The 18,714-nt window shown below is 71.3% G+C and carries 15 protein-coding genes; all 15 read left to right on the top strand.

Features of this window, described 5'->3' with window-relative positions; all coding sequences use genetic code 11:
• The first annotated feature begins 227 nt into the window (after nucleotides 1–227).
• The 15 genes from lysA (at nucleotide 228) to atpB (ending at nucleotide 18,662) form a co-directional block, all read left to right on the top strand.
• Entirely contained in the window at nucleotides 228–1,619 is a 1,392-nt protein-coding gene (gene lysA, locus ACFYYR_RS13625) for a diaminopimelate decarboxylase (protein WP_388851233.1), read from the top strand.
• Nucleotides 1,620–1,875: 256 nt separating this feature from the next.
• Nucleotides 1,876–3,168 carry a homoserine dehydrogenase gene (locus ACFYYR_RS13620; RefSeq protein WP_388851230.1) on the top strand — a complete coding sequence of 431 codons (1,293 nt, stop codon included), beginning with the start codon at nucleotides 1,876–1,878 and terminating at the stop codon, nucleotides 3,166–3,168.
• A gap of 5 nt (nucleotides 3,169–3,173) precedes the next feature.
• A complete protein-coding gene (gene thrC, locus ACFYYR_RS13615) occupies nucleotides 3,174–4,259 on the top strand; it encodes a threonine synthase (RefSeq protein ID WP_388851227.1) in 1,086 nt (361 codons plus the stop codon).
• A 362-nt stretch (nucleotides 4,260–4,621) separates the two neighbouring features.
• A complete protein-coding gene (thrB, locus tag ACFYYR_RS13610) occupies nucleotides 4,622–5,602 on the top strand; it encodes a homoserine kinase (protein WP_388851224.1) in 981 nt (326 codons plus the stop codon).
• A 334-nt stretch (nucleotides 5,603–5,936) separates the two neighbouring features.
• Nucleotides 5,937–7,952 carry a transcription termination factor Rho gene (gene rho, locus ACFYYR_RS13605; protein ID WP_388851221.1) on the top strand — a complete coding sequence of 672 codons (2,016 nt, stop codon included), beginning with the start codon at nucleotides 5,937–5,939 and terminating at the stop codon, nucleotides 7,950–7,952.
• Nucleotides 7,953–8,532: 580 nt separating this feature from the next.
• Nucleotides 8,533–9,654, top strand: coding sequence for an LCP family protein (locus tag ACFYYR_RS13600; protein WP_388851218.1), 1,122 nt, complete (start codon nucleotides 8,533–8,535; stop codon nucleotides 9,652–9,654).
• 192 nt (nucleotides 9,655–9,846) lie between these two features.
• Nucleotides 9,847–10,065, top strand: coding sequence for a 50S ribosomal protein L31 (rpmE, locus tag ACFYYR_RS13595; protein ID WP_388851215.1), 219 nt, complete (start codon nucleotides 9,847–9,849; stop codon nucleotides 10,063–10,065).
• A gap of 117 nt (nucleotides 10,066–10,182) precedes the next feature.
• Complete coding sequence (gene prfA / locus ACFYYR_RS13590; protein WP_388851212.1) at nucleotides 10,183–11,259, top strand: peptide chain release factor 1; 1,077 nt, start codon at nucleotides 10,183–10,185, stop codon at nucleotides 11,257–11,259.
• A gap of 59 nt (nucleotides 11,260–11,318) precedes the next feature.
• Nucleotides 11,319–12,224, top strand: coding sequence for a peptide chain release factor N(5)-glutamine methyltransferase (gene prmC, locus ACFYYR_RS13585; RefSeq protein ID WP_351509918.1), 906 nt, complete (start codon nucleotides 11,319–11,321; stop codon nucleotides 12,222–12,224).
• A 74-nt stretch (nucleotides 12,225–12,298) separates the two neighbouring features.
• Nucleotides 12,299–12,946: an L-threonylcarbamoyladenylate synthase gene (locus tag ACFYYR_RS13580; RefSeq protein WP_388851209.1), complete on the top strand. Its 648-nt coding sequence runs from the start codon at nucleotides 12,299–12,301 to the stop codon at nucleotides 12,944–12,946.
• Entirely contained in the window at nucleotides 12,943–13,632 is a 690-nt protein-coding gene (locus tag ACFYYR_RS13575) for a protein-tyrosine-phosphatase (RefSeq protein ID WP_388851206.1), read from the top strand. Before ACFYYR_RS13580 ends, ACFYYR_RS13575 begins: the two co-directional genes overlap by 4 nt.
• 442 nt (nucleotides 13,633–14,074) lie before the next feature.
• Nucleotides 14,075–15,367 (top strand): serine hydroxymethyltransferase, encoded by a 1,293-nt coding sequence (gene glyA, locus ACFYYR_RS13570; RefSeq protein WP_388851203.1) that lies wholly within the window; start codon nucleotides 14,075–14,077, stop codon nucleotides 15,365–15,367.
• Between the two features lie 126 nt (nucleotides 15,368–15,493).
• Nucleotides 15,494–16,867 (top strand): MraY family glycosyltransferase, encoded by a 1,374-nt coding sequence (locus ACFYYR_RS13565; protein WP_388851409.1) that lies wholly within the window; start codon nucleotides 15,494–15,496, stop codon nucleotides 16,865–16,867.
• A 277-nt stretch (nucleotides 16,868–17,144) separates the two neighbouring features.
• Complete coding sequence (locus ACFYYR_RS13560) at nucleotides 17,145–17,582, top strand: hypothetical protein (RefSeq protein ID WP_351509912.1); 438 nt, start codon at nucleotides 17,145–17,147, stop codon at nucleotides 17,580–17,582.
• Between the two features lie 279 nt (nucleotides 17,583–17,861).
• Nucleotides 17,862–18,662: a F0F1 ATP synthase subunit A gene (gene atpB, locus ACFYYR_RS13555; RefSeq protein ID WP_388851406.1), complete on the top strand. Its 801-nt coding sequence runs from the start codon at nucleotides 17,862–17,864 to the stop codon at nucleotides 18,660–18,662.
• The last annotated feature ends 52 nt before the right edge of the window (nucleotides 18,663–18,714 follow it).

Below are 18,714 nucleotides of genomic sequence, written 5' to 3'. Positions count from 1 at the left end.
TTCAGAGCCCCCGTGAACGCATCTCCCGTGAGCGCAGTTCCTGTGCACACAGCCCCCGTGAACACAGCTCCTGTGCACACAGCTCCTGTGCACGCATCCCCCGCGTTCGAACGAAGCGAGGCCCCCATGAACAGGCGGGACCGCATGTCCACCCTGTACACCCCCACCGCCCACGCCCCCACCGCGCCCCTCGCCGGCACCCGCGCCCACGGACTGGAGGCCCGCGCATGAGCCGTTCCGCACACCCCGCCGGCCCGCGGTACGCCGACGTCATCCCCGAGGGGCACTACAGCGCTCCGCCCGCCGACCTCAACGCCCTCGACCGGCGCGTCTGGGCCCGGACCGTCGGGCGGGACGCCGACGGGGTCGCGACCGTCGGCGGCCTCGATGTGCAGCGGCTCGCCGAGGAGTTCGGCACCCCCGCCTACTTCCTCGACGAGGAGGACTTCCGCGCCCGCTGCCGTGCCTGGCGCGAGGCGTTCGGGGACGGTGCCGACGTGTTCTACGCCGGCAAGGCGTTCCTCTCCCGCGCCGTCGTGCGGTGGCTGCACGAGGAGGGGCTGAATCTCGACGTCTGCTCCGGCGGCGAACTGGCCACCGCGCTCGCGGCCGGAATGCCCGCCGAACGCATTGCGCTGCACGGGAACAACAAGTCGACCGAGGAAATCGAGCGCGCCGTCCGGGAAGGCGTCGGCCGTATCGTCCTCGATTCCTTCCAGGAGATCGTGCGGGTCGCGCACATCGCGGAGAAGCTCGGAAAGCGCCAGCGGGTGCAGATCCGGGTGACTGTGGGCGTCGAGGCGCACACCCATGAATTCATCGCGACCGCGCACGAGGACCAGAAGTTCGGTCTCCCGCTCGCCGGGGGCCAGGCCGCCGAGGCGGTGAGCCGTGCGCTGCGGCTCGAGCACCTCGAGCTCGTCGGCATCCACTCCCACATCGGATCGCAGATCTTCGACACCTCCGGCTTCGAGGTGGCGGCCCACCGGGTCGTCGGGCTGCTGAAGCAGGTCCGCGACGAGCACGGGGTCGAGCTGCCCGAGATCGACCTCGGCGGCGGCCTCGGCATCGCCTACACCGCCGACGACGACCCCCGCGAGCCGCGCGAAATCGCGAAGGCGCTCAGCGAGATCGTCACCCGGGAGTGCGAAGGCGCCGGGCTCGCCGTGCCGCGGATCTCCGTGGAGCCCGGCCGGGCGATCGTCGGCCCCACCGCCTTCACGCTGTACGAGGTGGGCACGGTCAAGCCGCTGCAGGGGCTGCGGACCTACGTCAGCGTGGACGGCGGCATGTCCGACAACATCCGTACCGCGCTGTACGACGCGGAGTACTCGGTGGCCCTGGTGTCCCGGACCTCCGACGCCGAGCCGATGCTCTCCCGCGTCGTGGGCAAGCACTGCGAGTCCGGCGACATCGTGGTCCGCGACGCCTTCCTCCCCGCCGACCTGGCGCCGGGCGACCTGATCGCGGTGCCGGCGACGGGGGCGTACTGCCGCTCCATGGCGAGCAACTACAACCATGCGCTGCGCCCGCCGGTGGTCGCGGTCAAGGACGGCGAGGCGCGGGTGATCGTCCGGCGGGAGACGGAGGAGGACCTGCTCCGTCTCGACGTCGGGTAGGCCGCCGGCGGAGGGCCGCGGGCCGTCACAGGCCCCGGCCCGGACCCGGTCCGACGTCTGCACGGATCCCCGGCCACCGGGTCCGCCGGCGGGCGGAGGAGGACCGGAGGTCGGCCGCACAACGGGCGGCGGAGATAATTGAGGAGCCGTTCTCAGCATTACGAGAACGGCATCTCGAATTCTGGAACGGGGATGGAAAGCCCCGTCCGGTGAGTGAGACTGGTGCAACACCACGATGGATGAGAAACGAGGTCGGATGATGCGTACGCGTCCGCTGAAAGTGGCGCTGCTGGGCTGTGGAGTGGTCGGCTCAGAGGTGGCGCGCATCATGACGACGCACGCGGACGATCTCGCCGCCCGGGTCGGTGCGCCCGTCGAGCTGGCCGGAATCGCCGTGCGCCGTCCCGGCCGGGTCCGGGACGGCGTTCCGGAGGAGCTGATCACCACGGACGCGATGGCGCTGGTCAAACGCGGCGACATCGACGTGGTCATCGAGGTCATCGGCGGGATCGAGCCCGCCCGGGGCCTGATCACGACGGCCTTCGAGCACGGCGCCAGCGTGGTCAGCGCCAACAAGGCGCTGCTCGCCGAGGAGGGCGCGGCCCTGCACGCCGCCGCCGAACAGCGCGGCACCGACCTCTACTACGAGGCGGCCGTCGCCGGCGCCATCCCGCTGGTGCGCCCGCTGCGCGAATCCATGGCCGGCGACAAGGTCAACCGCGTCCTGGGCATCGTCAACGGCACCACGAACTTCATCCTCGACAAGATGGACACCAGCGGCGCCGGGTACAGCGAGGCGCTCGACGAGGCGACCGCGCTGGGCTACGCCGAGGCCGACCCGACCGCCGACGTCGAGGGCTTCGACGCCGCCGCCAAGGCCGCCATCCTGGCCGGTATCGCCTTCCACACCCGCGTCACCATCGAGGACGTGCACCGCGAGGGCATCACCGAGGTCACCGCGGCCGACATCGCGTCCGCCAAGCGCATGGGCTGCACGGTCAAGCTGCTGGCCATCTGCGAGCGGGCGGCCGACGGCCGGTCGGTCACCGCGCGCGTGCACCCGGCGATGATCCCGCTCAGCCACCCGCTGGCCTCCGTCCGGGAGGCGTACAACGCGGTCTTCATCGAGGCGGACGCCGCCGGGCAGCTGATGTTCTACGGTCCCGGTGCGGGCGGCTCGCCGACGGCGTCGGCGGTCCTGGGCGACCTGGTCGCCGTCTGCCGGAACAAGGTGAACGAGGCGACCGGGCCGGGCGAGTCCGCCTACACGCAGCTGCCGGTCAGCCCGATGGGCGAGGTCGTCACGCGCTATCACATCAGCCTCGACGTCGCCGACAAGTCCGGCGTCCTGGCTCAGGTCGCCACCGTCTTCGCCGAGCACGGCGTGTCCATCGATACGGTCCGCCAGCAGGGCAAGGACGGCGAGGCATCGCTCGTGGTCGTCACCCACCGGGCACCCGACGCCGCCCTCTCGGCGACCGTCGAGGCGCTGCGCCGGCTTCAGACCGTGCGCGGCGTCGCGAGCATCATGCGGGTTGAAGGAGAGTAAGGAACATGTCTGCAATCGTCGACCGGCCCACCGGCACTCATCAGTGGCGCGGCATCATCGAGGAGTACCGCGACCGGCTGCCCGTGACCGCTGACACGCCGGTCGTCACCCTCCGCGAGGGCGGCACGCCGCTCGTTCCCGCGCAGGTGCTCTCCGAGCGCACCGGCTGCGAGGTCCACCTCAAGGTCGAGGGCGCCAACCCCACCGGGTCCTTCAAGGACCGCGGCATGACGATGGCCATCACCCGGGCGAAGGAGGAGGGCGCGAAGGCCGTCATCTGCGCCTCCACCGGCAACACCTCCGCCTCGGCCGCCGCGTACGCCGTCCGGGCGGGGATGGTCTGCGCCGTCCTGGTTCCGCAGGGCAAGATCGCGATGGGCAAGATGGGCCAGGCCCTGGTGTACGGCTCGCGCATCCTGCAGGTCGAGGGCAACTTCGACGACTGCCTGAACCTGGCCCGCGGGCTCTCCGAGAAGTACCCGGTGGCGCTGGTCAACTCGGTCAACCCGTACCGGATCGAGGGCCAGAAGACCGCCTCCTTCGAGGTCGTCGACGCGCTCGGGGACGCCCCCGACATCCATGTGCTGCCGGTCGGCAACGCGGGCAACATCACCGCGTACTGGCGGGGCTACCGCGAGTACGCGGACGACGGCGTCTCCTCCCGCCGCCCGCGGATGTGGGGCTTCCAGGCCTCCGGCGCGGCCCCGATCGTCCGCGGCGAGCCGGTGCTCGACCCGCAGACCATCGCCACCGCGATCCGGATCGGCAACCCGGCCTCCTGGTCGTACGCGGAGGCGGCGCGGGACGAGTCCGGCGGCCTCATCGACGCGGTGACCGACCGTCAGATCCTGGCGGCCTACCGGCTGCTGGCCTCGCAGGAGGGCGTCTTCGTCGAGCCCGCCTCGGCCGCGAGCGTCGCGGGCCTGCTGAAGGCCGCCGAGGAGGGCAAGGTCGACCCCGGCCAGCGGATCGTCTGCACGGTCACCGGCAACGGCCTCAAGGACCCGGACTGGGCCGTGGCGGGCGCGCCGCAGCCGGTCACCGTCCCGGTGGACGCGGACGCGGCCGCCGAGCGGCTCGGCCTGGCCTGACCTCGGCCGACGCGCCGTACGGCGTTTTCCTCCGGGTGCCGCCCGGTCCCGGTGACCGGCCCGGCAGCCCGGGGGAAACGCCCGGTCCGGCCCCCTTCTCCCCGGGACATCCGGGGAGAAACGCCTCAAGGAAGCACAGGCTGGGGTGCGACACGCATCGTGCGCCTCCTGTGCGCCCTATGTCGCGGCAGAACCTTCCTTCGATAGGCTGGTAGTCGAAACCCCGCCCCGCCGCAGCTTGCCCGCGATGATGCGCGGCCGCCGGGCCCCTGGCGGGGGGCCTCCGGGATTCCTCACGGCGAGACCCGGGGAGGAAGTCCGGGGAGAATTCCCACGTTCCACACAAGGAGAGTCATCGACCGATGGCCGGTCCCGCTTTCCGCGCCGCCGCCGTACGGGTGCGCGTCCCCGCCACCAGCGCCAACCTCGGTCCGGGCTTCGACGCCCTCGGGCTGAGTCTGGGGCTCTACGACGACGTGGTCGTCCGGGTCGCCGACTCCGGTCTGCACATCGACATCGCCGGTGAGGGCGCCGAGACCCTGCCGCGGGACGAGAGTCATCTGCTCGTCCGGTCCCTGCGCACCGCGTTCGACCTGCTCGGCGGGCAGCCGCGCGGGCTGGAGGTCGTCTGCGCCAACCGCATTCCGCACGGCCGCGGCCTGGGCTCCTCCTCCGCCGCCATCTGCGCGGGCATCGTCGCCGCCCGCGCCGTGACCATAGGCGGCGCCGAGCGCCTCGACGACACCGCGCTGCTGGAGCTGGCCACCGAGATCGAGGGGCACCCGGACAACGTCGCGGCGTGTCTGCTGGGCGGGTTCACCCTGGCGTGGACCGACGCCGGTGCCGCCCGCGCGATCCGGATGACCCCTGCGGAATCCATCGTTCCGGTGGTCTTCGTGCCGTCGAAGCCGGTGCTCACCGAGACCGCCCGCGGCCTGCTGCCGCGCACCGTCCCGCATGTGGACGCGGCCACCAACGCGGGCCGTGCCGCGCTGCTCGTCGAGGCGCTCACCCGGCGCCCCGAACTGCTGCTGCCGGCCACCGAGGACCGGCTCCACCAGGAGTACCGCTCCCCGGCGATGCCGGAGAGCGTGGCCCTGGTCGGGCGGCTGCGGGCGGACGGCGTCCCCGCGGTCATCTCCGGCGCGGGCCCGACGGTGCTCGCGCTCGCCGACAGCAGCACCGCCGACAAGGTGGCGCAGCTGGCGGGCGAGGGCTGGGCGGCCAATCCGCTCACCCTCGACGCGGCGGGGGCGAGTGTCCTGCCGCTCTCCGGACGGGGCGGACACCCGGACGGCACCAGAACGCCCGACGGCACCGGCGAGGGCCGTATTCCCGGGTGAACACACGCTTGCCGGTCTTGAGTGAGGGGGAATGTTTTTGGATCCGGTAGTGTTAACCTCAAGTCTGCACCCGGCACCATTCAGGTGCGGTGCTCCGTGTCCCCCTTCGGGACCACCCTTCTTCCGGGAGCCTCCCAAACTGCCAGAGCAGCCTGCCTGAGCAGATTCGAGCACGCTCCGGAGTCGGCGCAATGCGCCGGAATTATCAATTGATCTCTCCGCCGTACCGGCGGACCACCGCCCCGGCCGGTCCGCAACCCAAGGACCGCAGCCGGACAGCACAACCGGTCGCCGAGCCAGACAGGCCGACGCCCGCTCCAGGGAAGGACCCTTCGTGAGCGACACCACCGATCTGATGGGCGTGACTGCCGACAACTCCGTCGGCGCTGCCTCCGCGCCCGCCACGGACGCTCCTGCCGCGCCTGCCACCGGTGCTGCCCCCAAGCGTCGCCGCTCCGGCACCGGCCTCGACGGCATGGTCCTGGCCGAGCTGCAGCAGGTCGCCTCCGGCCTCGGCATCAAGGGCACCGCGCGGATGCGCAAGAGCCAGCTGATCGAGGTCATCAAGGAGAAGCAGGCCGGGGGCTCCTCGGCCCCCGCCAAGGGCGACACCGCTGCCTCCGCCGCGGCCTCGGGCGAGACCAAGCCCAAGCGCCGTGCCACCTCCAAGGCCCGTACGGGCGAGGCGGAGCAGAGCGCCGACGCGCCGGCCGCGAAGGCCGTGGCCCAGCAGCAGATCGACATCCCGGGCCAGCCCGCCAGCGATGAGCAGCAGCAGCCGGCCGGCGAGCGCCGCCGGCGCCGCGCCACCGCGCAGGCGGGCAGCCCCGACGCCGCCGAGGGCGGCACCGACACCAAGGTCGAGGCCCGCACCGAGGCGAAGACCGACGCCAAGGCCGAGAACGCCGCCGACGCCGCCGAGGGCCGCTCCAAGGGCGGCGACCGCCAGGACCGCGGTCAGGGCGGCCAGGGCCAGAAGGGCGACCGCCGCGAGCGGGGCCAGCGCGACCGCCGCGGCAAGGGCGGCGACGACAACCAGGGCGGCGGCAACCGCCAGCAGCGGGACAACCGCGGCGGCGGTGGCGGCGGTCAGCAGGACGACGACGACTTCGAGGGCGGCCGGCGCGGGCGCCGCGGCCGGTACCGCGACCGCCGTGGCCGCCGCGGCCGCGACGACTTCGGCAACGAGCCGCAGGTCTCCGAGGACGACGTCCTGATCCCCGTCGCGGGAATCCTCGACATCCTCGACAACTACGCGTTCATCCGCACCTCCGGCTACCTCCCGGGCCCGAACGACGTGTACGTCTCGCTCGCCCAGGTCCGCAAGAACGGCCTGCGCAAGGGCGACCACGTCACCGGCGCGGTCCGGCAGCCGAAGGAGGGCGAGCGCCGCGAGAAGTTCAACGCGCTGGTCCGGCTGGACTCCGTCAACGGCATGGCGCCCGAAACCGGCCGCGGCCGCCCGGAGTTCAACAAGCTGACGCCGCTGTACCCGCAGGAGCGGCTGCGCCTGGAGAACGAGCCGGGCGCGCTCACCACGCGGATCATCGACATGGTCGCGCCGATCGGCAAGGGCCAGCGTGGTCTCATCGTCTCGCCGCCGAAGGCCGGCAAGACCATGATCATGCAGTCGATCGCCAACGCGATCACGCACAACAACCCCGAGTGCCACCTGATGGTCGTCCTGGTCGACGAGCGTCCGGAAGAGGTCACCGACATGCAGCGGTCGGTCAAGGGCGAGGTCATCTCCTCGACCTTCGACCGTCCGGCCGAGGACCACACCACCGTCGCGGAGCTCGCCATCGAGCGCGCCAAGCGCCTGGTGGAGCTGGGCCACGACGTGGTCGTGCTGCTGGACTCCATCACCCGTCTGGGCCGTGCGTACAACCTCGCGGCCCCCGCCTCCGGCCGCATCCTGTCCGGTGGTGTCGACTCGACCGCGCTCTACCCGCCGAAGCGCTTCTTCGGTGCCGCGCGGAACATCGAGGACGGCGGCTCGCTGACCATCCTGGCCACCGCGCTGGTCGAGACCGGCTCGCGGATGGACGAGGTGATCTTCGAGGAGTTCAAGGGCACCGGCAACATGGAGCTCAAGCTCGACCGGAAGCTCGCCGACAAGCGCATCTTCCCGGCCGTCGACGTGGATGCCTCCGGCACCCGCAAGGAGGAGATCCTCCTCGGCAGCGAGGAGCTGGGCGTGGTCTGGAAGCTGCGCCGGGTGCTGCACGCGCTCGACTCGCAGCAGGCCATCGAGCTGCTCCTGGACAAGATGAAGCAGACCAAGAGCAACGCGGAGTTCCTGCTCCAGATTCAGAAGACGACGCCGGGCATGAACAACGGCAACGACTGAGTCACCGGCTGACGGCGGCTCATCCGCCGGCCACCTCCGGGGCCCTCCCTCACCACGCGGTGACGGAGGGCCCCGGTGCGTGCCGGGACGCCCGTGGCGGGACTGTTGAGCTGCGGTCGGGGCGCCGGGGCGGGACGTGACATCAGGGCCCCGGGGCGGCCGCGAGCGGCCGCGGGGCCATCTCCCGCCGCGGCAGCCCGCGTTGACCGATCGAGCGCGTCACCCAGGCGCCTGCGTCCTTCCCCGGGCCGATGGCTGTCGCCCCGCCGTGGTGCGTTTCCGCGACGACGGCCGTCCTCCGCGTCGGCAAGAGGGTCCCGGAGAGACGTTCGCCACATCCGTCAAGATCGGATCTGGCCGGAAACCGCCCCTTTTCTCCGGTCGAAACCGCAGGTGAGACCGGCGTGCGCCACCGGTCGTCCGCCCTCCGTGTGCCCTCGCGCGCTTAGAGGCTCCTTAACGCCCCCGTGCCACCCTGCTGGGTGAGCCGTCGTCCTGACAGATGACGACTTTCCACGCCTGACCGTCTCGGCAGGGGGTAGCAGGACGGCCGAACAGCATTGCGAGGACTGAGGAACAGATGGCCGACGAAGGTACGACAGCATCCGGTTCGGGACCTGGCCGAATACGGCCCACCGGGCAGCGGCGGAAGGTGCACGGCACCCGCCGGAAGGTCCTGACGGTCGTCGCCTGGTCGGCAGCCGGCGCGGTGGTGCTCTCCGGCGCGGGTCTCGGCTACGCCTACTTCCAGCTCAACGGGAACCTCAAGGGCGTGGACATCAACTCCGCGCTGGGCACCGACCGTCCGAAGAACGCCGACGACGGCTCGACGGACATCCTGCTCATGGGCTCGGACTCCCGCCAGGGCACCAACGGCAAGTACGGGGACGACGGCGGCGGCGCCCGCGCGGACACCGCGATGGTGCTGCACGTCTACAAGGGGCACAAGAAGGCCAGCGTCGTCAGCATCCCGCGCGACACCATCGTCAGCCGCCCCGAGTGCCGGAAGACCGGCGGAGGGACCTCGCCGGCCGCCGAGCGCGCCATGTTCAACGAGTCGTACCAGATCGGTGGTCCCGCCTGCTCGGTGAAGACCGTCGAGAAGCTGTCCGGCATCCGCATGGACCACTACCTCGAGGTCGACTTCACCGGCTTCAAGAAGCTCATCGACAAGCTCGGCGGCGTGCCCGTCACCACCGGTGAGGCGATTCAGGACAAGAGCAGCCGGCTCGATCTGCAGCCCGGCAGGCACACCCTCGACGGAGAGCAGGCCCTGGGGCTGGTCCGCACCCGGCACGCCGTCGGCGACGGCAGTGACCTGGGCCGGATCCAGCTCCAGCAGGCCTTCGTCAAGGCACTGATCAACCAGGTGGAGAACGTCGACCTGTTCGGCAGCCCGTCCAAGCTCTACGGCCTGGCGGACACCGCGACCCGGACCGTCACCACCGACTCCTCCCTCGCCTCCGTCGACGACCTCCTCGGCTTCGCCAAGGGCCTCCAGGGCATCGGTCCGAAGGACATGAGCATGGTGACGATGCCGGTCACCTACGACCCGGCCGACCCCAACCGCGTCATTCCGCTGGAGAAGAAGGGCAAGCAGGTCTGGGAAGCCCTGCGCAAGGACCGCCCGATACCGAAGTCGGCGACCAAGGGCGCGGCCGGTGACTCGGCGGACGCCTCCGAGGTCGTCACGAGCTCCTGACGCCCGCCGGAACACTGTTCCGGCAGGTCACCGACGGTGACCGGACCATCGGCGCGGCCGGTGGAATAGATGCGGCCGACCCCCGGTTTTGGGAGATACGGCCAGTGCTGGCAGACTGGTATGTCGGCCCCGGTTCACGCACAGGCATCCCGCCCGTACGACCCGGAGCCCTCCCGAACCTAGGAGAATCCCTTGAAGCGCGACATCCACCCGGAGTACGTGGAGACCCAGGTCAGCTGCACCTGTGGAGCCTCGTTCACCACCCGTAGCACCGTCACCGAAGGCGCCATCCGCGCCGACGTCTGCTCCGAGTGCCACCCGTTCTACACGGGCAAGCAGAAGATCCTCGACACCGGTGGCCGCGTGGCCCGCTTCGAGGCCCGCTTCGGCAAGGCCGCAGGCAAGAAGTAGCGACTCGCAGCGCCGGTCCTCGGTCGCCCCGCACAGGGGTGACCGGACCGGCGCTTTGTCGTCCCGCAGGCCCGGGCAACCCACGCATCCAGCCCTTCACTCAAGGAACGAGTCCCGATGTTCGAGGCGGTCGAGGAACTGATCGGCGAGCACGCCGATCTGGAGAAGCAGCTCGCCGACCCCGCGGTCCACGCCGACCAGGCCAACGCGCGCCGGCTGAACAAGCGGTACGCGGAGCTGACACCGATCGTCGGCACCTACCGGTCCTGGAAGCGGACCGGCGACGACATCGAGACCGCGCGGGAGTTCGCCGCCGACGACCCGGACTTCGTGGCCGAGGTCAAGGAGCTGGAGCAGCGGCGCGAGGAGCTGACCGAGAAGCTGCGGCTGCTGCTCGTCCCGCGCGACCCCAGCGACGACAAGGACGTCATCCTCGAGATCAAGGCGGGGGAGGGCGGCGACGAGTCCGCGCTCTTCGCCGGCGACCTGCTGCGCATGTACCTGCGCTACGCCGAGCGCCACAACTGGAAGACCGAGATCATCGAGGCCAACGAGTCCGACCTCGGCGGCTACAAGGACGTCCAGGTCGCGGTGAAGCTCAAGGGCAACGCCACCGCCGAGCCCGGCCAGGGCGTCTGGGCGCGGCTCAAGTACGAGGGCGGGGTGCACCGGGTCCAGCGGGTGCCCGCCACCGAGTCGCAGGGCCGCATCCACACCTCCGCCGCGGGCGTGCTCGTGCTGCCCGAGGCCGAGGACGTCGACGTCGAGATCAACGCCAACGACCTGCGGATCGACGTCTACCGCTCGTCCGGCCCCGGCGGCCAGTCGGTCAACACCACCGACTCCGCGGTGCGCATCACCCACATCCCCACCGGCGTCGTCGCCTCCTGCCAGAACGAGAAGAGCCAGCTCCAGAACAAGGAGCAGGCGCTGCGCATCCTGCGCGCCCGGCTGCTCGCCGCGGCGCAGGAGGAGGCCGAGAAGGAGGCCGCGGACGCCCGCCGCAGCCAGGTCCGCACCGTCGACCGCTCCGAGCGCATCCGGACGTACAACTTCCCGGAGAACCGCATTTCCGACCACCGGGTGGGGTTCAAGGCGTACAACCTGGACCAGGTGCTCGACGGCGAGCTGGACCCGGTGATCCAGGCCTGCGTCGACGCCGACTCCGCCGCCAAGCTGGCCGCAGCCCAGTAGGGCGCGGTCCGCCGCACCACCCGCAAGCCGTCAACCCTGAGCCGTCGTCGGAGGACCGGATGTCGCAACAGTCCGGGGGGCACCACGACCCCCAGCCGCTCCGTCGTGAGCCGCACCCGCGCTCGGTGCTGCTCGCCGAGGTGGCGCAGGCCACCCAGCGGCTGGCCGACGCCGGTGTCCCCTCGCCCCGCTTCGACGCGGAGGAGCTGGCGGCGTTCGTGCACGGGGTGAAGCGCGGGGCGCTGCACGCGGTGTCCGACGCCGACTTCGACGCCCGCTACTGGGAGGCGGTGGCCCGCCGGGAGGCCCGCGAACCGCTCCAGCACATCACCGGCCGCGCCTTCTTCCGCTACCTGGAGCTCCAGGTCGGCCCCGGTGTCTTCGTCCCCCGGCCGGAGACGGAATCGGTGGTCGGCTGGGCGATAGACGCGGTGCGCGCCATGGACGTCGTCGAGCCGCTCATCGTCGACCTGTGCACCGGCTCGGGCGCGATCGCGCTCGCGCTGGCCCAGGAGGTGCCGCGGTCCCGGGTGCACGCCGTCGAACTCGACGAGGGGGCGCTCCGCTGGGCGCGCAAGAACGTCGAGGGCTCGCGGGTGCGGCTGCACCAGGGGGACGCCTTCAGCGCGCTCCCGGAGCTGGACGGCCAGGTCGACCTGGTGGTCTCCAACCCGCCCTACATCCCGCTCACCGAGTGGGAGTACGTCGCCCCCGAGGCCCGCGACCACGACCCCCAGCTGGCGCTCTTCTCCGGCGAGGACGGGCTCGACACCATCCGCGGCATCGAGCGCACCGCCCACCGGCTGCTGCGCCCCGGCGGGGTGGTCGTCGTCGAGCACGCCGACACCCAGGGCGGCCAGGTGCCGTGGATCTTCACCGAGGAGCGGGGCTGGGCCGACGCGGCCGACCACCCGGACCTCAACAACCGTCCGCGGTTCGCCACGGCGCGCAGGGCCACGCCGTGAGCGCGCCCCTCGCCGCGACAGCGGCCGGACGACAGCAGACCCAGCAGGAGCCCCGGAACAGGGAGGCCCGTTAGATGGCACGGCGTTACGACTGCACCGACGCGACCGATCGCAAAACCGGTCTGCGGGAAGCCGCCTCCGCCGTCCGCCGCGGCGAGCTGGTCGTGCTGCCCACCGACACCGTCTACGGCATCGGCGCGGACGCCTTCAGCTCCGAGGCCGTCGGCGATCTGCTGGCCGCCAAGGGCCGCGGCCGCCAGATGCCCTCGCCGGTCCTGGTGGGCTCCCCGAACACCCTGCACGGGCTGGTCACGGACTTCTCCGAGCAGGCCTGGGAGCTCGTCGACGCCTTCTGGCCGGGCGCCCTCACCCTCGTCGCCCGGCACCAGCCGTCGCTCCAGTGGGACCTGGGGGAGACCCGGGGCACCGTCGCCGTGCGGATGCCGCTGCACCCGGTCGCGATCGAGCTGCTGACCGAGTTCGGTCCGATGGCGGTCTCCAGCGCGAACCTCACCGGGCACCCGGCTCCGCAGGACTGCGACGCCGCCCAGGAGATGCTGGGCGACGCGGTCTCCGTCTACCTCGACGGGGGCACCACCCCGGCCGCCGTGCCGTCCTCGATCGTCGACGTCACCGGCACCGTGCCGGTGCTGCTGCGCGCGGGCGCGATCAGCGCCGAGCAGCTCCGGGAGGTCGTACCCGACCTCGAGGTGGCCAATTGACACTCCCTGAGGGGCGTGGCATAGCGGATCGTGGCGCGGCCGGTGCGGACGGCACCGGCGCCGCGCGCGGCACCTTCCGCATCCTCCACGTCAGCACCGGCAACGTCTGCCGCTCGCCGATCACCGAGCGGCTGACGCGGCATGCCCTCGTGGACCGCCTCGGCGAGCCCCTGGGCCCGCACGGCACCCACGGCCTGATCGTGGAGAGCGCGGGCACCTGGGGGCACGAGGGGGCTCCCATGGAGGCCCACGCCGCCACCGTGCTCAGCGACCTCGGCGCGGACCCGGACGGATTCACCGGCCGGGAGCTCCTCGACGAGCACGTCATCCGCGCCGACCTGGTGCTGACGGCCACCCGCGACCACCGGGCGCAGGTCATCTCCATGGGCCACTCCGCGGGGCTGCGGACCTTCACGCTGAAGGAGTTCACCCGGCTGGTGCGTGCCATAGACCCCGCCACGCTGCCCGACCCGGAACCGGCGGGCGCGGTGGTGGACCGGGCGCGCTCCCTGGTCCGTGCCGCGGCGGCGCTCCGGGGCTGGCTGCTGGCCCCCAGCCCCGAGGCCGACGAGGTGTACGACCCGTACGGCGCGCCCATCACCTTCTTCCGCAGCATCGGCGAGGAGATCAACCAGGCCCTCGACCCGGTGGTCACGGCGCTCACGGGCGTCTCCGCGCGGGGCTGAGGCGCTTCCGGGCGGAGACGGCTCCGAGCGGCGGTCTCCGCCGAACGTCTCTCGCGACGGTCGCGCTCATCGGTGTCCTCGTACGGAGCCGGCGCGTCCGCACCGAGAGCCTGCGCAGGCGGTCGCCCTGGCCGGCGTTCCTGCACGGGCGAGGCGGCCCGCGCGGACACGTCCCCCAGCGGTGCTCCCCGCCGAGCACCTGCGGTGACGGCGCGGCGGTTCTACATTGGCTAGTGCTGTGACAGGGAAGGTCCGCCGGAGAGTTCACGGCGTCCGGGACCGGGTCACCTCCCGAGGCGGCGGGGGAGCCGTCCCGGGCGGCGGGCCGTCCCGTCACCGGACGGCTCCGGCACCGCAGCGAGGTGCCGTACCGGGCGCGACGGGCGCCGGTGAGCCCTCCCGGCCCCGGCACCGGACCACCCCTCCATGCCCGGAGTCAGCCATGCCGGTCAGCACCGCGGACACCACACGCACCCACTGGGGCCCCGACTTCGACGCGCTGCGCCGCCAGGACCCCGAGCTCGCCGGGCTGCTGCTCGCCGAGCTCGAACGCCAGTCGGCAGGCCTCCAGCTCATCGCGGCGGAGAACTTCACCTCCCCCGCGGTGCTCGCGGCACTCGGCTCCCCGCTCGCCAACAAGTACGCCGAGGGCTATCCGGGCGCCCGCCACCACGGCGGGTGCGAGCTGGTCGACCTCGCCGAACGGCTCGCCGCGGAACGGGCCACCGCGCTCTTCGGAGCCCAGCACGCCAACGTCCAGCCGCACTCCGGATCCTCGGCCGTGCTCGCCGCCTACGCCGCCCTGCTGCGCCCCGGCGACACCGTGCTGGCCATGGCGCTGCCCCAGGGCGGCCACCTCACCCACGGCTCCCCGGCGAACTTCTCGGGCCGGTGGTTCGACTTCGTCGGGTACGGGGTGCACCCGGCCGGCCACCCGGAGGCCGGCGTGATCGACTACGCCGCGCTCCGCTCCCTGGCCCGCCGGCACCGGCCGAAGGCGATCGTCTGCGGCTCGATCTCCTACCCGCGGCACCCCGACTACGCCGCGTTCCGGGAGATCGCGGACGAGGCCGGCGCCTCGCTGATCGTGGACGCGGCGCACCCCATCGGCCTGGTCGCCGGGGGAGCGGCACCCAGCCCGGTGCCGTACGCCGATGTGGTCTGCGCCACCACGCACAAGGTGCTGCGCGGGCCCCGGGGCGGTCTGCTGCTGTGCGGCGCCGGGATCGCCGAACGGATCGACCGGGCGGTCTTCCCGTTCACCCAGGCCGGCGCCCAGATGCACACCGTCGCCGCCAAGGCGGTGGCCTTCGGAGAGGCCGCGGCCCCCGCCTTCGCGGCCTACGCCCACCAGGTGGTCGCCAACGCGCGGGCGCTGGCCGACGGGCTCGCGGCGGAGGGGCTGGCGATCACCACGGGCGGCACCGACACCCACCTGATCACGGCGGACGTCGCACCGCTGGGCCTGGACGGGCGCACCGCCCGCGGCCGCTGCGCCGCGGCGGGGCTGGTGCTCGACACCTGCTCGCTGCCCTGCGGGGCGGCCCCGCCCGCCCCGGCGACAGGCATCCGGCTGGGCAGTGCCGCGGTGACGACCCAGGGGATGGGGGAGGCGGAGATGGCCCGGATCGCGAAGCTGCTCGGGGCGGCCCTGCGGGAGGACCCGGGGGCCGGGCCGGGCGTGGCCGAGCTGGCGGCGGCCTTCCCGCCGTACCCGGCGCCCGTGGCCGCGTAGTGGAGGGGCCGTGGAACCGCCGAGCCGGTCCGGGGTGTCCCACCTCATGTGCAGCCGTGTTCCGGCCACCCCGGCAGCCCTCCCGCGAGAAGCTAGGGTGAGGGGCTGAGATGGCCAGCGAAACCCCTGGGGCAGCCCGTGCGTGAATACCTGCTGACGCTGTGCGTGACGGCCGCGGTCACCTATCTTCTCACCGGACCGGTGCGCAAGTTCGCCATCGCGGCCGGTGCGATGCCGGAGATCCGCGCCCGTGACGTGCACCGCGAGCCGACGCCGCGACTCGGCGGCATCGCCATGTTCGGAGGGCTGTGCGCGGGTCTGCTGGTCGCCGCGCACCTCGCCGACGTCCGCAAGGTGTTCGAACTGTCCAACGAGCCCCGGGCGCTGCTCTCCGGCGCCGCCCTGATCTGGCTGCTCGGGGTGCTGGACGACAAGTGGGGCGTCGACGCCCTGATCAAGCTCGGCGGGCAGATGATCGCCGCCGGCGTGATGGTGATGCAGGGTCTGACGATCCTGTGGATCCCGGTGCCGGGTGTGGGATCGGTCGCACTCACCCCGATGCAGGGCACGCTGCTGACCGTCGCCCTGGTGGTCATCACCATCAACGCGGTGAACTTCGTGGACGGCCTGGACGGCCTCGCCTCGGGCATGGTCTGCATCGCGGCCGCGGCGTTCTTCATGTACGCGTACCGCATGTGGTTCGGCTACGGCCTGGAGGCGGCGGCCCCGGCGACCCTGTTCGCGGCCATCCTGATGGGCATGTGCGTGGGCTTCCTGCCGCACAACATGCATCCCGCGCGGATCTTCATGGGCGACTCGGGCTCGATGCTGATCGGCCTGGTGCTGGCCGCGGGCGCGATCTCCATCACGGGCCAGGTCGACCCCGACGCCCTGAAGCTGTTCACCGGTTCGGAGCGGGCGGCGGTCCACGCCACGGTGCCGGTCTACATTCCGCTGCTGCTGCCGCTGACGGTGCTGATGGTCCCCGTCGCCGACCTGGTCCTGGCGATCGTCCGCCGCACCTGGAAGGGCCAGTCGCCCTTCGTCGCCGACCGCGGGCACCTGCACCACCGGCTGCTGGAGATCGGCCACTCCCACAGCCGGGCCGTCCTCATCATGTACTTCTGGTCGGCGCTGATCGCCTTCGGCGCGGTCGCGTACTCGGTCAACTCGGCCAGTGTGTGGATCCTGCTGGTGATCGTCGCGCTGAGCGCCCTGGGGCTGGTGCTGCTGCTGATGCCGCGCTTCACCCCCAAGGCACCGCGCTGGGCCTACGCGTTCATCCCGCCGCGCTACCGCAGCGGCGGGGAGTCGACGGTGGCGGCGTCGGGGCCGGGAACGCTCGCTTCCGGTGCTGCTCCGGCGGATGCCGCGGCCTCCGGCAGTGCCGCCTCCGGCACCGACGGGGAGCCGGCGCAGCAGGAGGGCGAGGAGCTCGCCCCGATGCCGGCGGGCGTGAATGGTGCCACAGCGATCGGCGCCCGCTCCCGCAACTGGTAACAAAAGGGACACGATAAAACCCGGACATGCTGCCCCTTAGTAGACATTTCATCGGGCGTCAGCTCATCGGTGCGCGGGTTAGCTCGTATGTGTGACGGGTAGCACACCGACTAGGTAAAGACCTCATCAAATAGTTTGTGATACCGTTCACTAAACCCGGTGCTAGAGCAGAAGGACCGTCCTGTAGCGGCCCTTTGCTGTGAGGTACGCCCTCGGCCGGGCCCTACGCTCGTCCATGACGACACTCGTGCCCCCGTCTCCCGCCGGAGTTGCCGCCATGCCTGAGAACGACGCCCGCATGCTCCTACGAACTGCCGTGCCCACGGCCGCAGTCGGCGTGATCGCCGTCGTTGTCGGTTTCGTGCTGGCCGGTGGCAAGGGGGCTATCGGCGCGGCGGTCGGTGTGGTGGTGGTCTCCCTGTTCATGGGTATCGGACTGCTCGTTCTGCAGCGGACCGCGCGCACGTTCCCTCATCTGTTCCAGGCCATGGGCCTGTTGCTCTACACGACGCAGATTCTGCTGCTCTTCGTGTTCATGGCCGTGTTCAAGAACACCACGCTGTTCAATCCCCGGGCCTTCGCGATCGCGCTGATCGCGGCGACGCTGACCTGGGTCGGAGCACAGGTGCGTGCCCACATGAAGGCCAAGATTCTCTACGTCGAGCCCGCGTCCGCCGAGAGCCGGAAGTCCGAGCCGACAGGGTCGACGGCGTGACAGGTAGGGCCGGAATAAACACGGGCCTGAGCGCCTGCTATCGTCCGGTGCCAACTGCGGCATCGCGGGCGCAGGCGGCTGAGTCCCCCACTTTCACGGGACGGAACCGGCAGCCCATGCAGCTGATGCCTTTCAGGTCACTCGGCCCGGTGCCGACCAGCCGCCCTCACATTCGTAAGACCAGTCCAGTGCCGAACCGCGGCTGCGCGCCGCGCCGACACAACGAGGTTGCCGTACCCATGCGCCACGCTGAAGGAGCTCGCGGTGAGTGCTGACCAGATGCTCGCCTTCGAGACCGATTGCCACATCTTCGACGGGTGCGGCTTCAATGAAGTGTCCCCTGGCCTGCACTCCTTTGTCTTCAAGCCGATGTTCGAGGCCGGCGGCATCGAGTTCAACAAGCCGATGCTGCTCGCGCTGTTGAGCACGATCATCGTGGTCGCGTTCTTCTGGGCGGCGTTCAACAAGCCGAAGCTCATCCCCGGCAAGCTGCAGATGGTCGGCGAGGCCGGTCTCGACTTCGTCCGGCGCAGCGTGGTCTACGAGACCCTCGGCAAGCGGGAGGGCGAGAAGTACGTCCCGCTCATGGTCTCGCTGTTCTTCCTGATCTGGATCATGAACCTCTGGGCCATCATTCCGATCGCCCAGTTCCCCGCGCCCTCGATCATCGGATTCCCGGTCGCGTTCGCGGCGATCGTGTATGTGCTGTGGGTCAGCCTGACCTTCAAGCGGCACGGCTTCGTCGGTGGTCTGAAGAACATCGGCGGCTACGACAAGTCGCTCGGCCCGGTTCTTCCCGTGGTCATGTCGATCGAGTTCTTCTCGAACCTGCTGATCCGGCCGTTCACCCACGCGGTGCGGCTCTTCGCGAACATGTTCGCCGGTCACGTCCTGCTGCTGATCTTCACCATCGCCAGCTGGTACATGCTCAACGGCATCGGTATCGCGTACGCCGGCGTCTCGTTCGTCATGGTCATCCTGCTGACCGCCTTCGAGCTCTTCATCCAGGCGCTGCAGGCATACGTCTTCATCCTCCTGGCCTGCAACTACATCCAGGGTGCTCTCGCCGAGCACCACTGATCAGCAGCCAGCTCCCAAACCCGATAGGCGTCCGGTGGCCAACCCCCACCGG

The sequence above is a fragment of the Streptomyces sp. NPDC001922 genome (assembly GCF_042891165.1).
Classification (GTDB): Bacteria; Actinomycetota; Actinomycetes; order Streptomycetales; family Streptomycetaceae; genus Streptomyces.
This window is presented reverse-complemented; position numbering and strand designations above follow the sequence as displayed.